The organism is Bacteroidota bacterium, assembly GCA_034723125.1.
Taxonomy (GTDB): domain Bacteria; phylum Bacteroidota; class Bacteroidia; order CAILMK01; family JAAYUY01; genus JAYEOP01.
The window spans coordinates 1-16,136 of sequence record JAYEOP010000130.1 but is presented as its reverse complement, the minus strand read 5'-3'; the positions used below and the strand labels follow the sequence as shown (position 1 = coordinate 16,136).

The window sequence follows — 16,136 nt, the reverse complement described above, 5'->3', positions numbered from 1 at the left end:
GGATTAAAAGTTCTTAAGTACTTTTTTTACAGCATCTTTATGAACAGTAAATCCCATCATTTTCAGCTTTATATAATCCTCATGAAAGAAGTAATACCCGAATTCAGCTTTATCTTCACCAATATTTCTTGAACCTGAACTTGAATCTTTAATTAAAAACCAATAATCATCTTTGAATTTAGTAGAACCAACGAGATGCATTCCATGGTCGTCTGTAGTAGTTTTATTTGAAAACCTAAACTGGCGGGCATTTTCATCAATGTATTCAGAAGGAATATCAAATGTTGGAATCAATGCACAATTGGTAGTTCTTAAAAATCCTGCTTCAGAAACATCTCCACCTATGCTTACTGTATAGCCATCTTCAACAAGGCTTTTAACAATATTCATGAAATCATCTAAAGGAACATTGTAATATTCTTTGCTATGCCACCAGTTATCAGGTACTTTGTATTCAACTTTTTTCCAATATGGTTCTTGCTTATAAGAAAGTATTTCAACATAATCATCAGGATGAAATTTAAGAACATTTTTCATGTATTCCTTTGGAGTTATAGTTTTCCCATCATATTCAAATTCTGTTGGAGGTTCTCCAATGTGATGATTCATAATAGATTTTATTGTTGCAATAACACATTTTTCATTCCATGCATTATCCTCTTTTACAGATTTTAAATAATTTCTCATTTCCCTATACATAGCATCATGAGAATGAAATTTTCTTTCATTAGGTAAACCATTATAAACATCCCAAGGCACAATTCCATACATCTTTATCATTCTTGTAACTGCATTTCCTTCCGACCCTTGACTAAAATATGATTTCCCTCTTGTTGCCACAAATCCTTTTGCTTTTTCAACATATTCCCAATAAACAACATAGATTTCCGAGAGTTTTACTTTTTTCTCATACATACGGTAAATTTCCGATTCGAAAAAAGATATTGTTGAAAAACACCAGCAAGTACCAGTGCTACCTTGTGAAATTGTTGGCTTATGCCATAATGTATTTACATAATCGGAAAGGTCATTTGGAAGTATTAGCTCAGATTGATCCATAAAAAAACGCTTGTCTTTTTCTTTTGTTGTATTTATTTTTTCAACATTTCTCACGTCCTTTAAAATGAAATTTTGATAATAACCTGCTTCATATTCTTTGAATATTGCTTTATCTTTGTTTTGACCAAAAACTGTTAATGACAAAAATATAGATATTGATAATAATGATACTAACTTTTTCATAATTCTATTTTGTGATTTTCATTAATAATTAGTTTACAAAGGTATTATTTTTTCCGCTTTCTAATGTTAATTATTCAAAACATAAAATATTTATTCATTGAAGTACTTAGTGTTAAAACTACGGCTAACAAAATACAGCTCTCAAATTTACCCCACACCTTTTTGGTCAGTCCCCACATAAATGCTACTCTTGATAATCTCCCTCAATTATTTCTACTGAAGAAATATCAAGCTCAATATTTCCAATATCATTCATTGCATTTATTAAAGATATTTTTTCATATTTGTAAATGTCCTTAACTCTAATTTTTGTTTCATGAATTTTTCCCTCATCAAGAAGCTGTTGTCGTTTTGTTCCTTTTAATAAGGGAGTATCGGGTGTAAACCATTTTTTATCATCCAAAAAACAAAGATTGGCAAAGGTAGTATCGCTTAATAATCTGTTTTTAACTATTATTATTTCGCTACAATTTCCTCTTGCGTTTTGCAGATAATTTAATTCTGAGCGGTCAAAATATTTGTAAGAGTAATCAATATTTTCGGAATTTACGAGCTTCAAACTTTTAATATTCTTTCTTTCATATTTTTCAAACTCGATTTTTTCTATTCCCTTTGAATAAATTACACGGCATTTGTATAAACTATTACCGATGTCAGCAGGGAAAATTATCTGTTCTTCAAGTTTGATTTTGTTTTTTAATCCAAAAAGCTCGTTCCTTGCATTATTCAACCTTTGGTTGTGATAATTAAGGTTGTAAATTTCCTTCTTAAAAATTTTTATTGTTTCAAATAACAGGCACATATACTTTATCAATTAATTCATTGTATTCATAGTCGGAATCGCTGTTCACTGTAATACCTCCCCCACTTTTAAAAATCATTTTACCATCAATTTTTTCAATAAATCGTATCATTACTCCGCTATCAAGATTTTTACCGTCAAAATATCCAAACACACCTGTATAAAAACCCCTTTTATAATTTTCAACTTCATTTATAATTTCAATAGTTTTTTGCTTTGGAGCACCACAAATAGAACCGGCAGGTAGCAAAGTAAAAAAAATATCTCCTAAGCTTTTGTAATAATCCGCTTGTAAATCACCTGAAATAATTGAACTGATTTGTAAAATATTTTTCTCGTTAGTTATAATTTCATCCACATATCTGAATTTGTCAACTTTTACATTTTTTGCAATCATGCTAAGGTCGTTTCTGATAAGGTCAACAATGGTTACATGCTCGGCATATTCTTTTTTGTTTGATAAAATCTTTTCTTTGGCATTTGGTAAAGATGCATCAATTGTTCCTTTCATCGGATGAGAAAATATTTTTCCATTTTTTATCTTTACAAATATCTCAGGCGAAAAAACAACAAATTTATCTTTATACCATAATTTATATTTTGCTTCACTAAAATAAAATATCTCTTTTAAACTTAAATTACAATCAATTGAAGTGGGAAAAGTAAGGTTTAGCAAATAAGTATTTCCATGTTTTAAATTATCTTTTACAATATTAAATGCATGATTATAAGTTTTATAAGAAACAGGATACTTTTTAAAAATTAATTTTTCCCTCAGCTTAATTTCTTTGTTATGATTTTTAATTCCATTTATTTCAAACAAAATATTTTTAGAATCTAATTCATCAATGGGAATAACAATAGGTGAGTTTTTTTCAAAATCAATAATAAAAAGAAATGGCTTTCTTTTTTCGCCTAATTCATTCATTAGTGTTTTTGCTTCTAAATAATTTCCCATAATAAATCACAAATTTCAATAATCTATAGCAATTAATTCAGGAATATTAAAGAAATTTGCAACATAAAAATAATCCGTGAAAGTTTTAATTATAGATAATATTGATTCATTTACTTACAATCTTGCTCAAATAGTTGAACAGAGTAAGCTTTGCGAATACAAAATTATTAAAATCAATGAAATTAAAATACAGAATATTGTCAAATATGATAAAATTATTATTTCTCCGGGTCCCGGATTACCTTCAGAAACGGGACAACTTAAAGCAATAATTAAAAAATATGCAAGTAGCAAAAGTATATTTGGGGTGTGTCTTGGACATCAAGCAATTGCTGAGGTATTTGGTGCAAAACTTAAAAACTTGAAAACAATTCTTCACGGAGAAAGTACTGATATTTTTATCAAAAATAAAAATGATTATATTTTCAAAAATATTCCTGATGTAATTAAAGGAGGAAGGTATCATTCATGGGTGATTGATAGAATTTCATTACCTAATAGTATAAAAATAACAGCAGTTGATAAGAAAAAAAATATCATGGCAATTTCTCATGCTAAATTTGATGTTAAGGGAGTTCAGTTTCACCCTGAATCAATTATGACTGAGTATGGTAAAGAGATAATTTGGAATTGGCTAAGGAACTAAATGTTAAAATCTAAAGACTAAAAGTTATGTGTTACGAATAAACAGAAAGAAGTACTTAAAGTTAAAAAAATGAATAGACTCCAAAAAGTAATTTAAAAATTAAAGCCACAGATTCACAGATTAAAATTAATTTATATGCAATATTCTAATAAGATATATCCTTTAGTCCGGTTATATCGAAATTTTGCTAAAATTCATTAATTACAAAAAGAGTAATTTTGTAATCTGTGAATCTGTCTTTGACAGACGTAGTCTTTACTTTTTGCATGTCTTCGACAGACGAAGTCTGTGGCAAATTTGATTACCCACAGTATTTGACATAGAACCAAAATAAAAAATTTATGAACCGACAAATAATTTTAGAGAAACAACCGCAAGGAAAAATACTTGAATCTGATTTTAAATTGATTGAAGGTAAAAAACCTGAAATGCAAAAGGATGAGGTTTTAGGAAAAATACTATGGCTTTCAATGGACCCTGCATTATTCGGAAGACTGAGAGATGACGACAATTATGCGGGAAGAACGAATGTTGGAGATATTATGCAGTGTTACGGTATTGCACAGGTTGTGGAATCAAAATCAAAAAAATTTAAGATTGGCGATTTGTTTTTTGCAAATGTTGGAATGCAAGAATTCACATCACTCCCTGCAAAAGAAATTAGAAAGTTGAATCCCTATTTGGGAGAAGTTTCATGGAATCTAAGTGTAATAGGACTTGCTGGAGTAACGGCTTATTTCGGATTACTTGAAGTAGGTAAGCCTAAAAAAGGAGAAACGGTAGTAGTATCGGCAGCAGCAGGAAGTGTTGGTTCGCTTGTAGGACAAATTGCTAAAATAAAAGGATGTAAAACCATTGGTATTGCCGGCACTGACGAAAAAGTTGATTACTTAAAAAATAAACTTAATTTTGATGAAGCAATTAATTATAAAAAAGAAAAGGACTTGTCAAAGGCAATAAAGGATGTTTGTCCAAATGGAGTTGACATTTATTTTGATAACGTAGCAGGTGATTTTGCAAATTCACTTTTGGATTCATACAATAATTTTGCACGAATAGTACTTTGTGGTAGGATGTCTCTTTCTAATTTAGACTCTGCCAAACAGGATGTAGGAATGCGAGATACGACTGTTTTGCTAAGAAAAAGAATTCGGAAACAAGGCTTTGTAGTAATTGATTTTGAAAAGAGATATATTGAAGCAATACTCATGCTTTTGAAATGGATAAAAGAAGGAAAAATAAAAATCAGGGAAAACATAAGTGAAGGACTTGCCTCAGCACCAAAAGCACTTACAGGCTTAGTTGACGGAACAAATACAGGAAAACAATTGGTAAAAGTTTCGGAGATTAATAAAAAACAACTTCAAGCTTCCAAATTCGTAGCAAATTTCTTGAATTCACCATTTTTCCCAAATGCTTTTGTTGCGAAGATTGTTAGATGGATTTGAGGTTTAAGCACAAAGTATTTTCATAATTTTGTAATCACATTAATCACAACAAATGAAACATTTAAAAGCAAATATTTTTTCAGAAATAGGAAAACTCAATGGAGTTATTTTGCACACACCGGGACATGAAGTTGAAAACATGATTCCTGAAAATGCCGAGAGAGCTTTGTACAGTGATATTTTAAACCTCAATACTGCAAAAAAAGAATATAAACAGCTTAATGCTCTTTTATCGGAATTAACAAACACTTTTCAAGCAAAAGAACTTCTATCAGATATTTTAAAAAACAATGATGTAAAAACAGAACTGATAAATTTCATTTGTAAAAATGAAAACATTGTTGAGCTAACTGATTATTTGTGTTCACTAAATCATGAGGAATTATCAACTAAGCTCATTGAAGGTGTTGTAATGGTAAAAGATAATCTTTCAAAATTTCTTGATAAAGAAAGATATTCATTACGCCCATTGCATAATTTCTTTTTTACAAGAGATGCCTCATCGACAATATACAACAAGGTGCTTATCAACAAAATGGCAAGCAATGTAAGAGACAGAGAATCACTTATAATGGAAGCAATTTTTAAGCACCACCCTCTTTTACATTCAGAAACCGTAAATCTTGCCCGCTATGAAAATTCTGATTCTAAAGCTACAATTGAAGGCGGTGATATTCTTGTTGCAAGAGAGGATATTTTACTTATTGGGAATGGAGACAGAACAACAACTCAAGGAATTGACCAAGTTATTGAATACATAAAAAAACAAAAAGTAAAAAGACACATAATTATTCAAGAATTGCCTTATGAGCCTGAATCATTTATTCATCTTGATATGGCTTTTACTTTTCTTGATAACGATAAATGTATGGTTTATGAACCACTTATCCTCAAAACAAACAGGTTTTTAACTATTCATATTCAAATTGATAACGGAAAAGTAATTTCAATAAAAGAGAAAAAAAGTATTCCATCGGCACTTAAAGAACTTGGAATGGATATGGAACCGATTTATTGTGGTGGCAAAAAAGACAGCTATATTCAGGATAGAGAGCAATGGCATAGTGGAGCAAACTTCTTTGCTCTTGCCCCCGGAAAAGTAATTGGCTACGGCAGAAATATTTATACAATTGAAGAAATGAATAATAACGGATTTGAAGTTATAAAAGCCAAAGATGTTATTAGTAAAAAAATAAATTTAAACAATTACGAAAAATATGTAATCACCATGGAAGGTGGCGAATTAGCACGTGGTGGTGGCGGTTGTAGATGTATGACAATGCCGGTAAGCAGAAGCAAAATTTAATCAATTTTTACAAGTTAGGAATGTGTATTTGAGTAGAGCCAAGTTGGGTTAAATAGTGCCTCTAAGAAAACTTTGTATTACTCATTATACTTGGGCTTTGAATTAATAATGGATGTGAATGTAAAAGTCATTCAATTGTCATTAATAGTCATTTAGCCAAGCTGTCATTGGGTTTTGTAACTTAGTGACAATTTAATGACTACTTTATGACATTAGATTCAAGCGACAAAATACACATAATATTCTAACAGTCAAAAATATATGAGTTTTCTTATAGCCACTAAATAGTGTCTCTAAGAAAACTCTGCAAAATTTGATAGTTTTCTTAGAGGCACTAAATACCACTAATAGAACATTTCAAAATAATTTATCAAGTTTTTATTGCAATCTATTCAAATCTTGATAAGTCAAGACTTATCAACATTTAAAAAGATTTGATGATAATAATTCAGTTAAATTTTTCTTTTTCTAATTTCTTCAAGTTTATTAAATAATTATATTTTGCACTCTTAAAATATATCTGTTTAAATAACACAAATTAAGTTTATGAGTATTATTGGCATTGAAGGAATTGAAGTAAAAGCACCAGTAGGCGTTTACTCATGGGAAAAAGAAGAAGGAAGAATTTTTCTCGTTGATGTAACACTGGAAACAGATATAGATTTTTCAAATATTGAGGATGAACTTGATCAAACAATTGATTACGAGAAGGTATGTAACATTGTAAAAGCAAATATGGTCAAAAAGTTTAATCTTATTGAAACTGTTTTGGAAGAAATTTACAAAGGAATAATTAAAGAATATCCAAAGCTAATAAAAGTACGCTTAAAAGTAAGGAAATTAAACCCGATAAGGAATGAAAAAGTCAATTCAGCTTTTGTAGAAACTTTGTTTATTAAATAGTGCCTCTTAGAAAACTATCTATTTTTATAAAATGAATTATTTTTGATGAGATTTTTACTTTTTGGATATGAACTGATGCCTTTGCATCAGTGATTTGAGAAAAATAAAAATATCGCAAAAAGAAACATTTTTAATTTTGTAGAGTTTTCTAAGAGACACTAAATAATAATTAGTATCTTTGCAACTCAAAAAAAGGTCGCGTGGCCGAGTGGTTAGGCGTTGGTCTGCAAAACCAGTCACAGCGGTTCGAGTCCGCTCGCGACCTCAACTCCCCCTTTTTTATAAGTAGTGTCTCTAAGAAAACTCTGCAAAATTTGATAGTTTTCTTAGAGGCACTAAGTATATGAATCTGTGTTATACTAAACCGCTATTAAGATGCTGATTAAGAAAATAAATTATTTTTGTTTTGTTTTTCTTCACAAAATTCTTGCATAGCCATAGCTACGGAATAATTTTTTGAATAAAAACAGGGCGAAAAGAAATGTTTTATTTTCAGTATCTTGATGGCGGTTTAGTATTAGTAACTTTCATCCTCCGAAGGAAAATCCATTGATTTTACATCAACAATATAATTTTGAACTGCTTCGGTAACAATTTTATTAAGGTCTGCATAACGTCTTAAAAAACGAGGATGAAAATCTTGATTTAAGCCAATCATATCATGATAAACAAGAACCTGACCGTCAACATGCTGACCTGCACCAATACCAATTACCGGAATCACTAAATTGTTGGCAACAATTTGTGCAAGCTTTTCAGGAATTTTTTCAAGTACTATTGCAAAACATCCCGCTTCTTCAAGTATGCTGGCATCTTTCATTAATTTATCAGCTTCAGCTTCACTCTTTGCTCTTACGGTATAAGTTCCAAATTTATTTATTGACTGAGGAGTAAGACCTAAATGACCCATAACGGGTATTCCTGCTGTTATTATTCTATTTATAGATTCAAGAATTTCTTCACCACCTTCCATTTTAACAGAATTAGCTCCCGATTCTTTCATAATTCTTATTGCTGAATCTAAAGCTATTTTTGAATTCCCCTGATAAGCACCAAAAGGCAAATCAACAACTACCATTGCATTTACTTTTGCCCTTACAACAGAAGCGGCATGGTAAATCATTTGGTCAAGTGTAATTGGCAAAGTAGTTTCGTGTCCTGCCATAACATTTGAAGCAGAATCTCCAACTAATATAATATCAATACCTGCATTATCAACAATCTTAGCTGTTGTAAAATCGTAAGCAGTTATCATAGCAATTTTTTCCTTCTTCTTTTTTAAAGTTTGAAGAACCTTAGTTGTAATCTTGGGAAAACTTCTTTTATAAGTGGACATATATTAGTATTTTGATTTAAGCCGTGTAATTTCACGCTTCAATTTTTCGTTTTCTTTTTCAATTTTATGAATTTCGTCATACAAAAAATTCACAATGTCTTTATCATTTTTATCGTTCAGATAAAATCTTTTAAATTCTTGCAAAGATTTATTTTCAGCAATAAGATCGGATTGTTTTTGCTTTAATATTACCAACTCGCGTTCAGCTTTATTAAGTTTTTTTTGAAGTTCAGTATCTAAGTTGATTGATATATAATTATTTAGCATAGAATTATCATACTTACACCTTTCAAGTTTTTTTACATTTTGCACAATTTCCAATTCCAAAGTTTTCAATTCATTATTGAGCGAAACTATTTTATTAAGATATTTTCTAACATTTTGAGATGATGATGAATTATTCTTTAAATCGATATTACCCTCAGAATCAGATGCACCTATAATATTGTTATATTTTCCAAAATCATTATGATGAATTAATAAATTAATTTTATCAACTGATATTTTACTCGAAGGACTTACATAAATACCAAAATTTCTGCACTGATACTGCATTTTTGATGTGAATGAATAAGCAAAAAAATTATTTAAATAAATTTCTACATCATTTTCAATAACAAGAATATTTATATCATTAATAACATTGTCTTTGTTAAGCATTTTAAACTTTAGCCAACTTTTTTTTTCATTTTTCCCTGTAATAAATTCAAATTGACCATTTGAAAGAAACTTTTTAATTCTAAATTTTCTATTACTGTTTATTTCAATAAGATATCCTTGATTTTTCTTTTCATTAAAATTAAAAAGAATACCTGCAGGTTCATCAGAATTTAGTGTGAATGAAAACTGTAACTCACAATTTTTATAAAAATTCAAATATTCAGGGAAAACATTATAACCCCTAAATTCATCTTTTCTATCAATAACATATTTGTTGTTTTGAATCATAATTAAGCCATCAGAACTATTCATGGAAGGCCAGAGTTCAGCAGTTTTTTTATCCGAAAAATCACAGGAAAATAATTCCTTATCAAAGTGATTAAGATTAATATTTTGTGAATTCGCAGAAAACACACAAACAAAAACAAAAATTATAGTTATGAATTTCATAAATAAATGATAAATTTGCACCAGTATAATTTACAAAGTTAATAAAGTTTATAAAATTATTTGATGTTTAAAAAAATTTTTATCCTTTTAGTTTTTTCGCTCTTCCTTTTTTCATGTGAAGAAGACTTTCAAGTTAATTCCGAATGGAAAGATATTACCATTGTTTATGGCATGTTAAATCCAAATGAGAGCAACAATATTCATTACATAAAAATTGGAAAAGCATTTACAAACGAAGGAATGATAGCTGATTCAATTGCATCAAATAACCCAGATTCACTTTACTACATGGATTCCTTATTTGTAGTACTTGAAGAATGGAAAAACGGCAATCATAAATCCGATATAATTCTGTTTAAAGAATACAACGAGAACAAAAGTGTTTACGGAGATTTTTATGCACCGGGACAACACTTATATCGTACACCCTCAGGTACCGAATTAGATAAAAACTCAATTTATAAATTAAAAATAACAAATACAAAAACAGGAAAAGCCATTAGCTCTCAAACAGATATTGTAGGAAATATGATTCAAATACGACCAATGGGATTGATTCATTTTGACACAGCTAATAAAACAAAAATAAAATGGTTTCCCGGAGAAAATGCCTATTTCTATAACATTGATTTAAAATTTACCTATTTGGAATACAAAAAAAATAATCCATCCAAAAAAGATACTGTTGAGCTTATTTGGAGCTTAGCTTCATATTTAAAAACCCCAAGCCAAACAAGCATTGAAATGGAAATAAGTGTTAATGGCAAGAAATTTTTTGAATTTATTGCAGATAATATTGAAGCTGATGTATCCATTGAAAGAAAACTACCAAGAAATAACATAGAACTACTTTTTTCGGCAGGAGGAAAAGAAATTTATTACTACATATATGTAAATCGTCCTTCAGTTGGAATTGTTCAAAAAAAACCTGAATACACAAATATTGAAAATGGCTTAGGTGTATTTTCATCACGAAATCTCAATAATTATTCCACTGAACTATCCTCATTAGCAAAAAATTATTTATTTAACAGTAGTCAAACAATTGATTTAAATTTTATTGATTAAAAATAAGTGGATAAAAAATATTTGTTATATAAGATAATGGATTATATTTGAAAATTAATAATGAAATAGAAAACTTAATAATTATTAACTTTTAAATCAAAAAACATGAAAAATATTTACTTCCTGACAATAATACTTTTTTGTTCTGTATCAGTATATTCACAAAGGAGTTCTTGTATAGTAGCCGACTATCAGTTTGATGCCAATGTAATGGATAAGACAACAAACAATTATCACGGCACAAATCATGGTGCAATTATAACAACAGGATTTACAGGAGATAATAACGCAGCATTTTCTTTCAATGGAATAGATAATTATATCATTTTACCTGAAACATTTGATTACCCTGAAAGATCCATAACACTATGGTTTAAATCTCAATCACATAATGAATCAGGAGTTATTTTAAACAATGACACACCTGATTTACTTTATGGAAAAAATATCATTGTAATTGTTAAAGATGGCTCTCAATATAATTTAAAATATAATGTTGGAAAAACTGGCAACCAATTTGAGGCTTCTATCAATTTGAATCAATGGTACTTTGTTGCAGTTGCACTTAATCAAGACTCATTACATTATTATCTTGACGGAGTAAAAATTTATTCAGGCGTAATGGGGTACTATCATGGAAGCCCTGATGGAGCTGAAAATACAAGAATTGGATGTGGCAGAAAAATAGATTATTTCTTTCATGGGTCAATAGACAATATTAAGATGTTTAATTGCACTTTAACTGATAGTGAAATAAATCAATATTACACTTCTATCAAAGAGAATTATATCAAACATGAAAAAATTAATCTATACCCTAATCCTGCAAAAAGCTTTGTAAATATTGAAATACCTGAAATTTACAATAATGAAATGATTCTTGAACTTTATAATTCTTCAGGTCAAAGTGTTAGGAAAATTCAAATTAATAATGAGACCACACATTTTCAAAGACAAAACGAAGCAAATGGAATTTATTATTATCAGATTTATTCAACAAGCAAGGGAATCTTAACTTCAGGTAAACTACAATTACAGTAGAAACAATACATATTTAGTTACTTACTGTCTTCGTGTCTTTGTGGCAAACAAAAAAGAGTAGCCACAAAGACTCTAAGGCACGAAGAGTCACTAAAAAAAATCTTTATGAAAATTTGTACATTTATTTCTTAGTGGAAAACAAAAAAAAATTAGTGTTCCTTTGTGTCTTCGTGTCTTTGTGGCAAACAAAAAAGAGTAGCCACAAAGACTCTAAGGCACGAAGAGTCACTAAAAAAAATCTTTATGAAAATTTGTACATTTATTTCTTAGTGGAAAACAAAAAAAAATTCGTGTTCCTTTGTGTCTTTATGTCTTTGTGGCAAACAAAAAAACATTCGTGATTCTTAGTGTCTTAGTAACAAGAAAACTAAAGTCACCATAATTTTCAGTATAATATATCCACAAACTAAATTATTTTGTACCTTTGCAACATTGTCAAACAATAATATAAGTATGGACAAATTTAACAAAATATTTTCTTTTTCAAAAAGATTACTTTTATTAATCATTTTTCTAATTTCATTATTTGCTTTTATCTCGTGTCATCAAGACCTTTGTCCTGGATTTTGCATGAATAAAAATGATAAAACATTAACATCTCGTTAACAAATAATTAAATTAAAATATTATTTTCCATGTGTTGAGTGTTAACTTTGCTTTTTGTTTTTAACTTAAATAATTTGAATTGTGTTAAAAAAAATCAAAATACTATTAACTGCAATTACATTAATAATAATACTTGGAGCATGCGAAAGAGATTTATGCCCTATGATGGATAACTCCACAAATAGCACACAATTTGCAATTGAAAGTTCTTACAAATAATTATTTATATCAATTATATATAAAGAATATTTTCCTTAATGAAAAAAGTATTTCCAATATTGTTCTCAATTTTTCTTTCACTCCAACTAATTGGGCAGGAAAATGCTATCAATCAATACACGACTATAAAATATGATAATTCAATAGCCGTTGGTATTCAATTACACACAAATGGCTGGGGAGGAAATTTTCAATATCTGGTCAATAAAAATGTAAGCAATAATTTTATTCTTAATCTTGATATCCTTTCTCTAAAACATCCCAAAGAAATAAAAGTTTTAAACCCTGTTCTTGAGAATGCGAAACCTTATGTTTACGGAAGAAAATACCATATTTTATTAATTCGTCCCGGGTTTGGGTATCAATACATTATTGCCGATAAAGAAAATCCTTTTGGAATTAAAGCTAAAGCAAATTTTGTAATAGGTGGTGATTTAGCTTTACTCAATCCCATTTACCTTGAATTTATTTATAAAAATGATGATGGTAAATTTTATAAAGAAACTGAAAAATATGACCCGAGCAATCCTCATCATTATAATCAAGGAAATATTTATGGTGGCACAACATATTTTAAAGGCTTTGAGGATTTAACAGCCGCTTTTGGTTTGTTTGCCAAGTTCAGCCTTAGCTTTGAATGGAATGAATATGAAGAAAATTACAAATCCCTTGAAGCAGGTTTTATGATTGATGCCTTCCCCGATAAACTCCCAATCTTAGCCTATATAGAAAACCAAAATATTTATTACAATTTATATTTAAATCTTTCTGTTGGAAAAAGATGGTAAACCTTGCTACTCAGCAAGTATAAGATATTGAGACTTAATAATTTGCCACAGACTTCGTCAGTGGTTTTTATATTCTGCAAAGTTGCTGAGTAGTAACATTTTTTTAATCTTTAATAACAGTGTTATGTCCACCGTCTATGCACCATTGATTCCACCCTGTTAAGCTTTTATCTTTTGTATCAATTGTAACAATTTTCCCATTTTTTGTACCACATGAAATTACACCGTTGTTAACCGCAGGTTGAATACAAATTTGTTCGCCAGTATTAAACTCACTAAGTTTCTTACCATTCTCAGCATTAAATATTCTTACATATCCGTCAATTGAACCAATAATCAATCTATCATTTGTTATTACCGGCATACTTGCATTGTCTTCCGGTTTTTTTGATAGTTCTGCCGACCAGATAATTGCACCATTATTTGGATTAGAACAAATAAGTCTGTTATCAATCACATTGTAATTCTTATTTTTATAATGTAGCATCCTGCTTCCACTATGATTCATTTTGTCAGCATTACTCAAGGAGTAAATTTCATCTTTAACTTTTCCTCTTAGATTTGAAAAAGCCTGAATGTAACTTAAATCCTTTGCACTATAAACTACATTCTCTTCGTAATCAGATTCACCTTTAACTTTTTGAGTAACAAAAACTCTATCGTTAACTACCATTGGGGGAGTTGTTGCATTACAATTAAGACTATTAATTTTCTCTCCGTTTGAATTATCAAATAAATAAAGTGAACCACTTAAAGTTGTTAAATAAACGTTCTTTTCTGTAACAACAACTGCAGAAAGTACTTCTGAGTTCAACCAATTTTGCCAAACAATATTACCGCTTTGTAAGTCAAAACAAACGAGAACAAACTCCCCTTTTGAATTATCATTTAAAAAATCAAGACTGTTTGGATATACAGCATATACTTTCCCATTTTTTACAGAAGGTGTATGATATAAAATAGGACCCAGCCACTTTGACCAAATCAATTCACCTGTTTTAGCATTAATTGCATATAAAGTACAAGAATATGTATTTAATAAAATAATATCTTCATCACAAACCGCAGTACTCACTCCACTTTCAGCAAGTTCTACCCCCCATTCATAACTACCGTCATTCATATCAAAACAATAAAATCCACGTTCTAAATAACCATTATGCATATAAAAATTATCATCAACAACAAGAGGTGTTGATGTTTGAGTTTTTGATTTAAAACAAATATTATAACCTATATCGGTTTTTTCTAAATAATCATAATCCAATGGTTTGGCTTTTATTATCGGAGTTGTCATAAACTTGGTAATAAATCCATTCTTATCTCTTTCAGTGCTTCGATAAAAGTCCTCAATTTCGTTACTACCACGATAGTTATATCTAACAGAAACGGTTTTAAATCCTATAACATTACTTAAATCAATTACTCCCACACTTCTCTCGTATTTAAAATGCACAAGATATTTTGAATTAATAGGAAGCAAAAATTTAGTTTCACCCTTTATGTTAGTAATTGCTTTATAGCATTTCTCTGAATCAATCATCTCCAAAACCACTTCTTCATTATTTAACGCTCCATTCTCAAAATCAAAAACCCTTACTGTTAAAAAAGCTCTTTCTGAAGTAGGTTTAAATTTATTATTAGCAATATTTTGTATAAAAGTATCATTAACCAATTGTTCATTAATTTCGGTTGGTTTATAACTTACCTTAGCCGAAACAATTGAATATCTTTTACTTAGCATTGATACTTTATCATAGCATTCCAAATTTTTCACATCAACTTCATAGGAAAAGCCATAAGGAACGATAAAAAATGCTTTACCCTGCGAATTGGTTTTATTTAAATATTTTGTTTTTTGCTTCAAATTAAACAATGCAACAGCTGTGTTTTTTACAACTTGATTTTCAGGAGTAATTAAAGTTATTATTACAAAACCCATGTTTTTTACAGGCTTTATTTTTTTAATATATTCCTGATTTATTTCTTGAATATTAACATTTGTTCTGTCAGCAACTTCTCGACTTTTAAATTTAAAATACATAGGATCGTAAACAAATGAAAAAAATGAATTTTTTGTACCAGAAGAAGGAACTCTGAATGTATGATAATTTTTGACATCTTTAAAATTTAAAGTCCATATTTCTCCTTTGTCGAATTCTACATTTGCAACACCATCAATATCCGTTATTTTTTTAATTACTAAGTTTTGAGATTTTTCTTTAAAAACCAATTCAAAACCGGAAATGGGCATTTCATTTTTATTCAAAACTTTAATTTTACAAATAAGGGTTCCCTGAGAAAAAGCAATAAAATTTAACATCAAGAGTACGAGTATTAGAGCTGTTTTTTTCATTTTATTATTTTTTAATAATTTAAAAAATCAAAATAATTTACTTTTAAAAAAATGTTTTGAGTGTAGAAGTTATAGCATAAAATGAAATTAAATAGAGACAATTAATTGATAAACGAAATTTTTAAAAATTTGTTTTAGTAATAATGAGTCCACTCTAAAAAATCTTAAAATAATTTTCATACCGAAAGGTTATCATAGCTTGTACCGAAATTTTGCGGTACAAACTATGCTAATCCATCGACATAGTTCACTCCCGTATTTATTTCGGGGATACCAGATTCTTTTTTTATTAACTCAAGTTTCGCAT

Annotated in this window: 13 protein-coding genes and 1 tRNA gene; 8 read left to right on the top strand and 6 right to left on the bottom strand. The window is 29.1% G+C overall.

Features of this window, described 5'->3' with window-relative positions:
• Positions 1-3: 3 nt before the first annotated feature.
• The 3 genes from U9R42_03980 to U9R42_03970 form a co-directional block, all read right to left on the bottom strand.
• On the bottom strand, positions 4-1,242 hold the full coding sequence (locus tag U9R42_03980; protein MEA3495175.1) for a peptidase C1: 1,239 nt from the start codon (positions 1,240-1,242) through the stop codon (positions 4-6).
• 184 nt (positions 1,243-1,426) lie between these two features.
• A complete protein-coding gene (locus U9R42_03975) occupies positions 1,427-2,044 on the bottom strand; it encodes an aminotransferase class IV family protein (protein ID MEA3495174.1) in 618 nt (205 codons plus the stop codon).
• Entirely contained in the window at positions 2,028-3,002 is a 975-nt protein-coding gene (locus U9R42_03970; protein MEA3495173.1) for an aminodeoxychorismate synthase component I, read from the bottom strand. Before U9R42_03970 ends, U9R42_03975 begins: the two co-directional genes overlap by 17 nt.
• Before the next feature lie 76 nt (positions 3,003-3,078).
• Here U9R42_03970 and U9R42_03965 point away from each other — a divergent pair, with 76 nt between their 5' ends.
• The 5 genes from U9R42_03965 (at position 3,079) to U9R42_03945 (ending at position 7,570) form a co-directional block, all read left to right on the top strand.
• Positions 3,079-3,648: an aminodeoxychorismate/anthranilate synthase component II gene (locus U9R42_03965; protein ID MEA3495172.1), complete on the top strand. Its 570-nt coding sequence runs from the start codon at positions 3,079-3,081 to the stop codon at positions 3,646-3,648.
• A gap of 341 nt (positions 3,649-3,989) precedes the next feature.
• Positions 3,990-5,096: an NADP-dependent oxidoreductase gene (locus U9R42_03960; protein MEA3495171.1), complete on the top strand. Its 1,107-nt coding sequence runs from the start codon at positions 3,990-3,992 to the stop codon at positions 5,094-5,096.
• A gap of 52 nt (positions 5,097-5,148) precedes the next feature.
• Positions 5,149-6,402 (top strand): arginine deiminase family protein, encoded by a 1,254-nt coding sequence (locus U9R42_03955; protein ID MEA3495170.1) that lies wholly within the window; start codon positions 5,149-5,151, stop codon positions 6,400-6,402.
• Positions 6,403-6,948: 546 nt separating this feature from the next.
• Positions 6,949-7,305, top strand: a complete 357-nt coding sequence (gene folB / locus U9R42_03950) for a dihydroneopterin aldolase (GenBank protein MEA3495169.1) — start codon at positions 6,949-6,951, stop codon at positions 7,303-7,305.
• Between the two features lie 194 nt (positions 7,306-7,499).
• Positions 7,500-7,570 (top strand) — tRNA-Cys (locus U9R42_03945).
• A 252-nt stretch (positions 7,571-7,822) separates the two neighbouring features.
• Here U9R42_03945 and panB read toward each other — a convergent pair.
• Together panB and U9R42_03935 are read right to left on the bottom strand one after the other, a co-directional pair.
• Positions 7,823-8,641, bottom strand: a complete 819-nt coding sequence (gene panB, locus U9R42_03940) for a 3-methyl-2-oxobutanoate hydroxymethyltransferase (GenBank protein ID MEA3495168.1) — start codon at positions 8,639-8,641, stop codon at positions 7,823-7,825.
• Between the two features lie 3 nt (positions 8,642-8,644).
• The gene (locus U9R42_03935) at positions 8,645-9,751 is read right to left on the bottom strand and encodes a hypothetical protein (GenBank protein ID MEA3495167.1); all 1,107 of its coding nucleotides are present in this window, start codon (positions 9,749-9,751) and stop codon (positions 8,645-8,647) included.
• Between the two features lie 63 nt (positions 9,752-9,814).
• Between U9R42_03935 and U9R42_03930 the strand changes: the two genes are divergently transcribed.
• The 3 genes from U9R42_03930 to U9R42_03920 all read left to right on the top strand — a co-directional run bounded on the left by U9R42_03930 (position 9,815) and on the right by U9R42_03920 (position 13,473).
• The gene (locus U9R42_03930; protein MEA3495166.1) at positions 9,815-10,819 is read left to right on the top strand and encodes a hypothetical protein; all 1,005 of its coding nucleotides are present in this window, start codon (positions 9,815-9,817) and stop codon (positions 10,817-10,819) included.
• Positions 10,820-10,924: 105 nt separating this feature from the next.
• Entirely contained in the window at positions 10,925-11,860 is a 936-nt protein-coding gene (locus U9R42_03925) for a LamG-like jellyroll fold domain-containing protein (protein MEA3495165.1), read from the top strand.
• 863 nt (positions 11,861-12,723) lie between these two features.
• Positions 12,724-13,473, top strand: a complete 750-nt coding sequence (locus tag U9R42_03920) for a hypothetical protein (protein MEA3495164.1) — start codon at positions 12,724-12,726, stop codon at positions 13,471-13,473.
• Positions 13,474-13,576: 103 nt separating this feature from the next.
• Here the strand turns inward: U9R42_03920 and U9R42_03915 are convergent, their stop codons facing one another.
• On the bottom strand, positions 13,577-15,829 hold the full coding sequence (locus tag U9R42_03915) for a PQQ-binding-like beta-propeller repeat protein (GenBank protein MEA3495163.1): 2,253 nt from the start codon (positions 15,827-15,829) through the stop codon (positions 13,577-13,579).
• Positions 15,830-16,136 lie beyond the last annotated feature (307 nt).

Bases quoted from the DNA above. Each gene is read 5' to 3' on its own strand.
- U9R42_03960 (MEA3495171.1), top strand. From the start codon at position 3,990: ATGAACCGACAAATAATTTTAGAGAAACAACCGCAAGGAAAAATACTT.
- U9R42_03915 (MEA3495163.1), bottom strand. From the start codon at position 15,829: ATGAAAAAAACAGCTCTAATACTCGTACTCTTGATGTTAAATTTTATT.
- U9R42_03925 (MEA3495165.1), top strand. From the start codon at position 10,925: ATGAAAAATATTTACTTCCTGACAATAATACTTTTTTGTTCTGTATCA.
- U9R42_03975 (MEA3495174.1), bottom strand. From the start codon at position 2,044: ATGTGCCTGTTATTTGAAACAATAAAAATTTTTAAGAAGGAAATTTAC.
- U9R42_03955 (MEA3495170.1), top strand. From the start codon at position 5,149: ATGAAACATTTAAAAGCAAATATTTTTTCAGAAATAGGAAAACTCAAT.
- panB (MEA3495168.1), bottom strand. From the start codon at position 8,641: ATGTCCACTTATAAAAGAAGTTTTCCCAAGATTACAACTAAGGTTCTT.
- U9R42_03980 (MEA3495175.1), bottom strand. From the start codon at position 1,242: ATGAAAAAGTTAGTATCATTATTATCAATATCTATATTTTTGTCATTA.
- U9R42_03970 (MEA3495173.1), bottom strand. From the start codon at position 3,002: ATGGGAAATTATTTAGAAGCAAAAACACTAATGAATGAATTAGGCGAA.
- U9R42_03930 (MEA3495166.1), top strand. From the start codon at position 9,815: ATGTTTAAAAAAATTTTTATCCTTTTAGTTTTTTCGCTCTTCCTTTTT.
- folB (MEA3495169.1), top strand. From the start codon at position 6,949: ATGAGTATTATTGGCATTGAAGGAATTGAAGTAAAAGCACCAGTAGGC.
- U9R42_03935 (MEA3495167.1), bottom strand. From the start codon at position 9,751: ATGAAATTCATAACTATAATTTTTGTTTTTGTTTGTGTGTTTTCTGCG.
- U9R42_03920 (MEA3495164.1), top strand. From the start codon at position 12,724: ATGAAAAAAGTATTTCCAATATTGTTCTCAATTTTTCTTTCACTCCAA.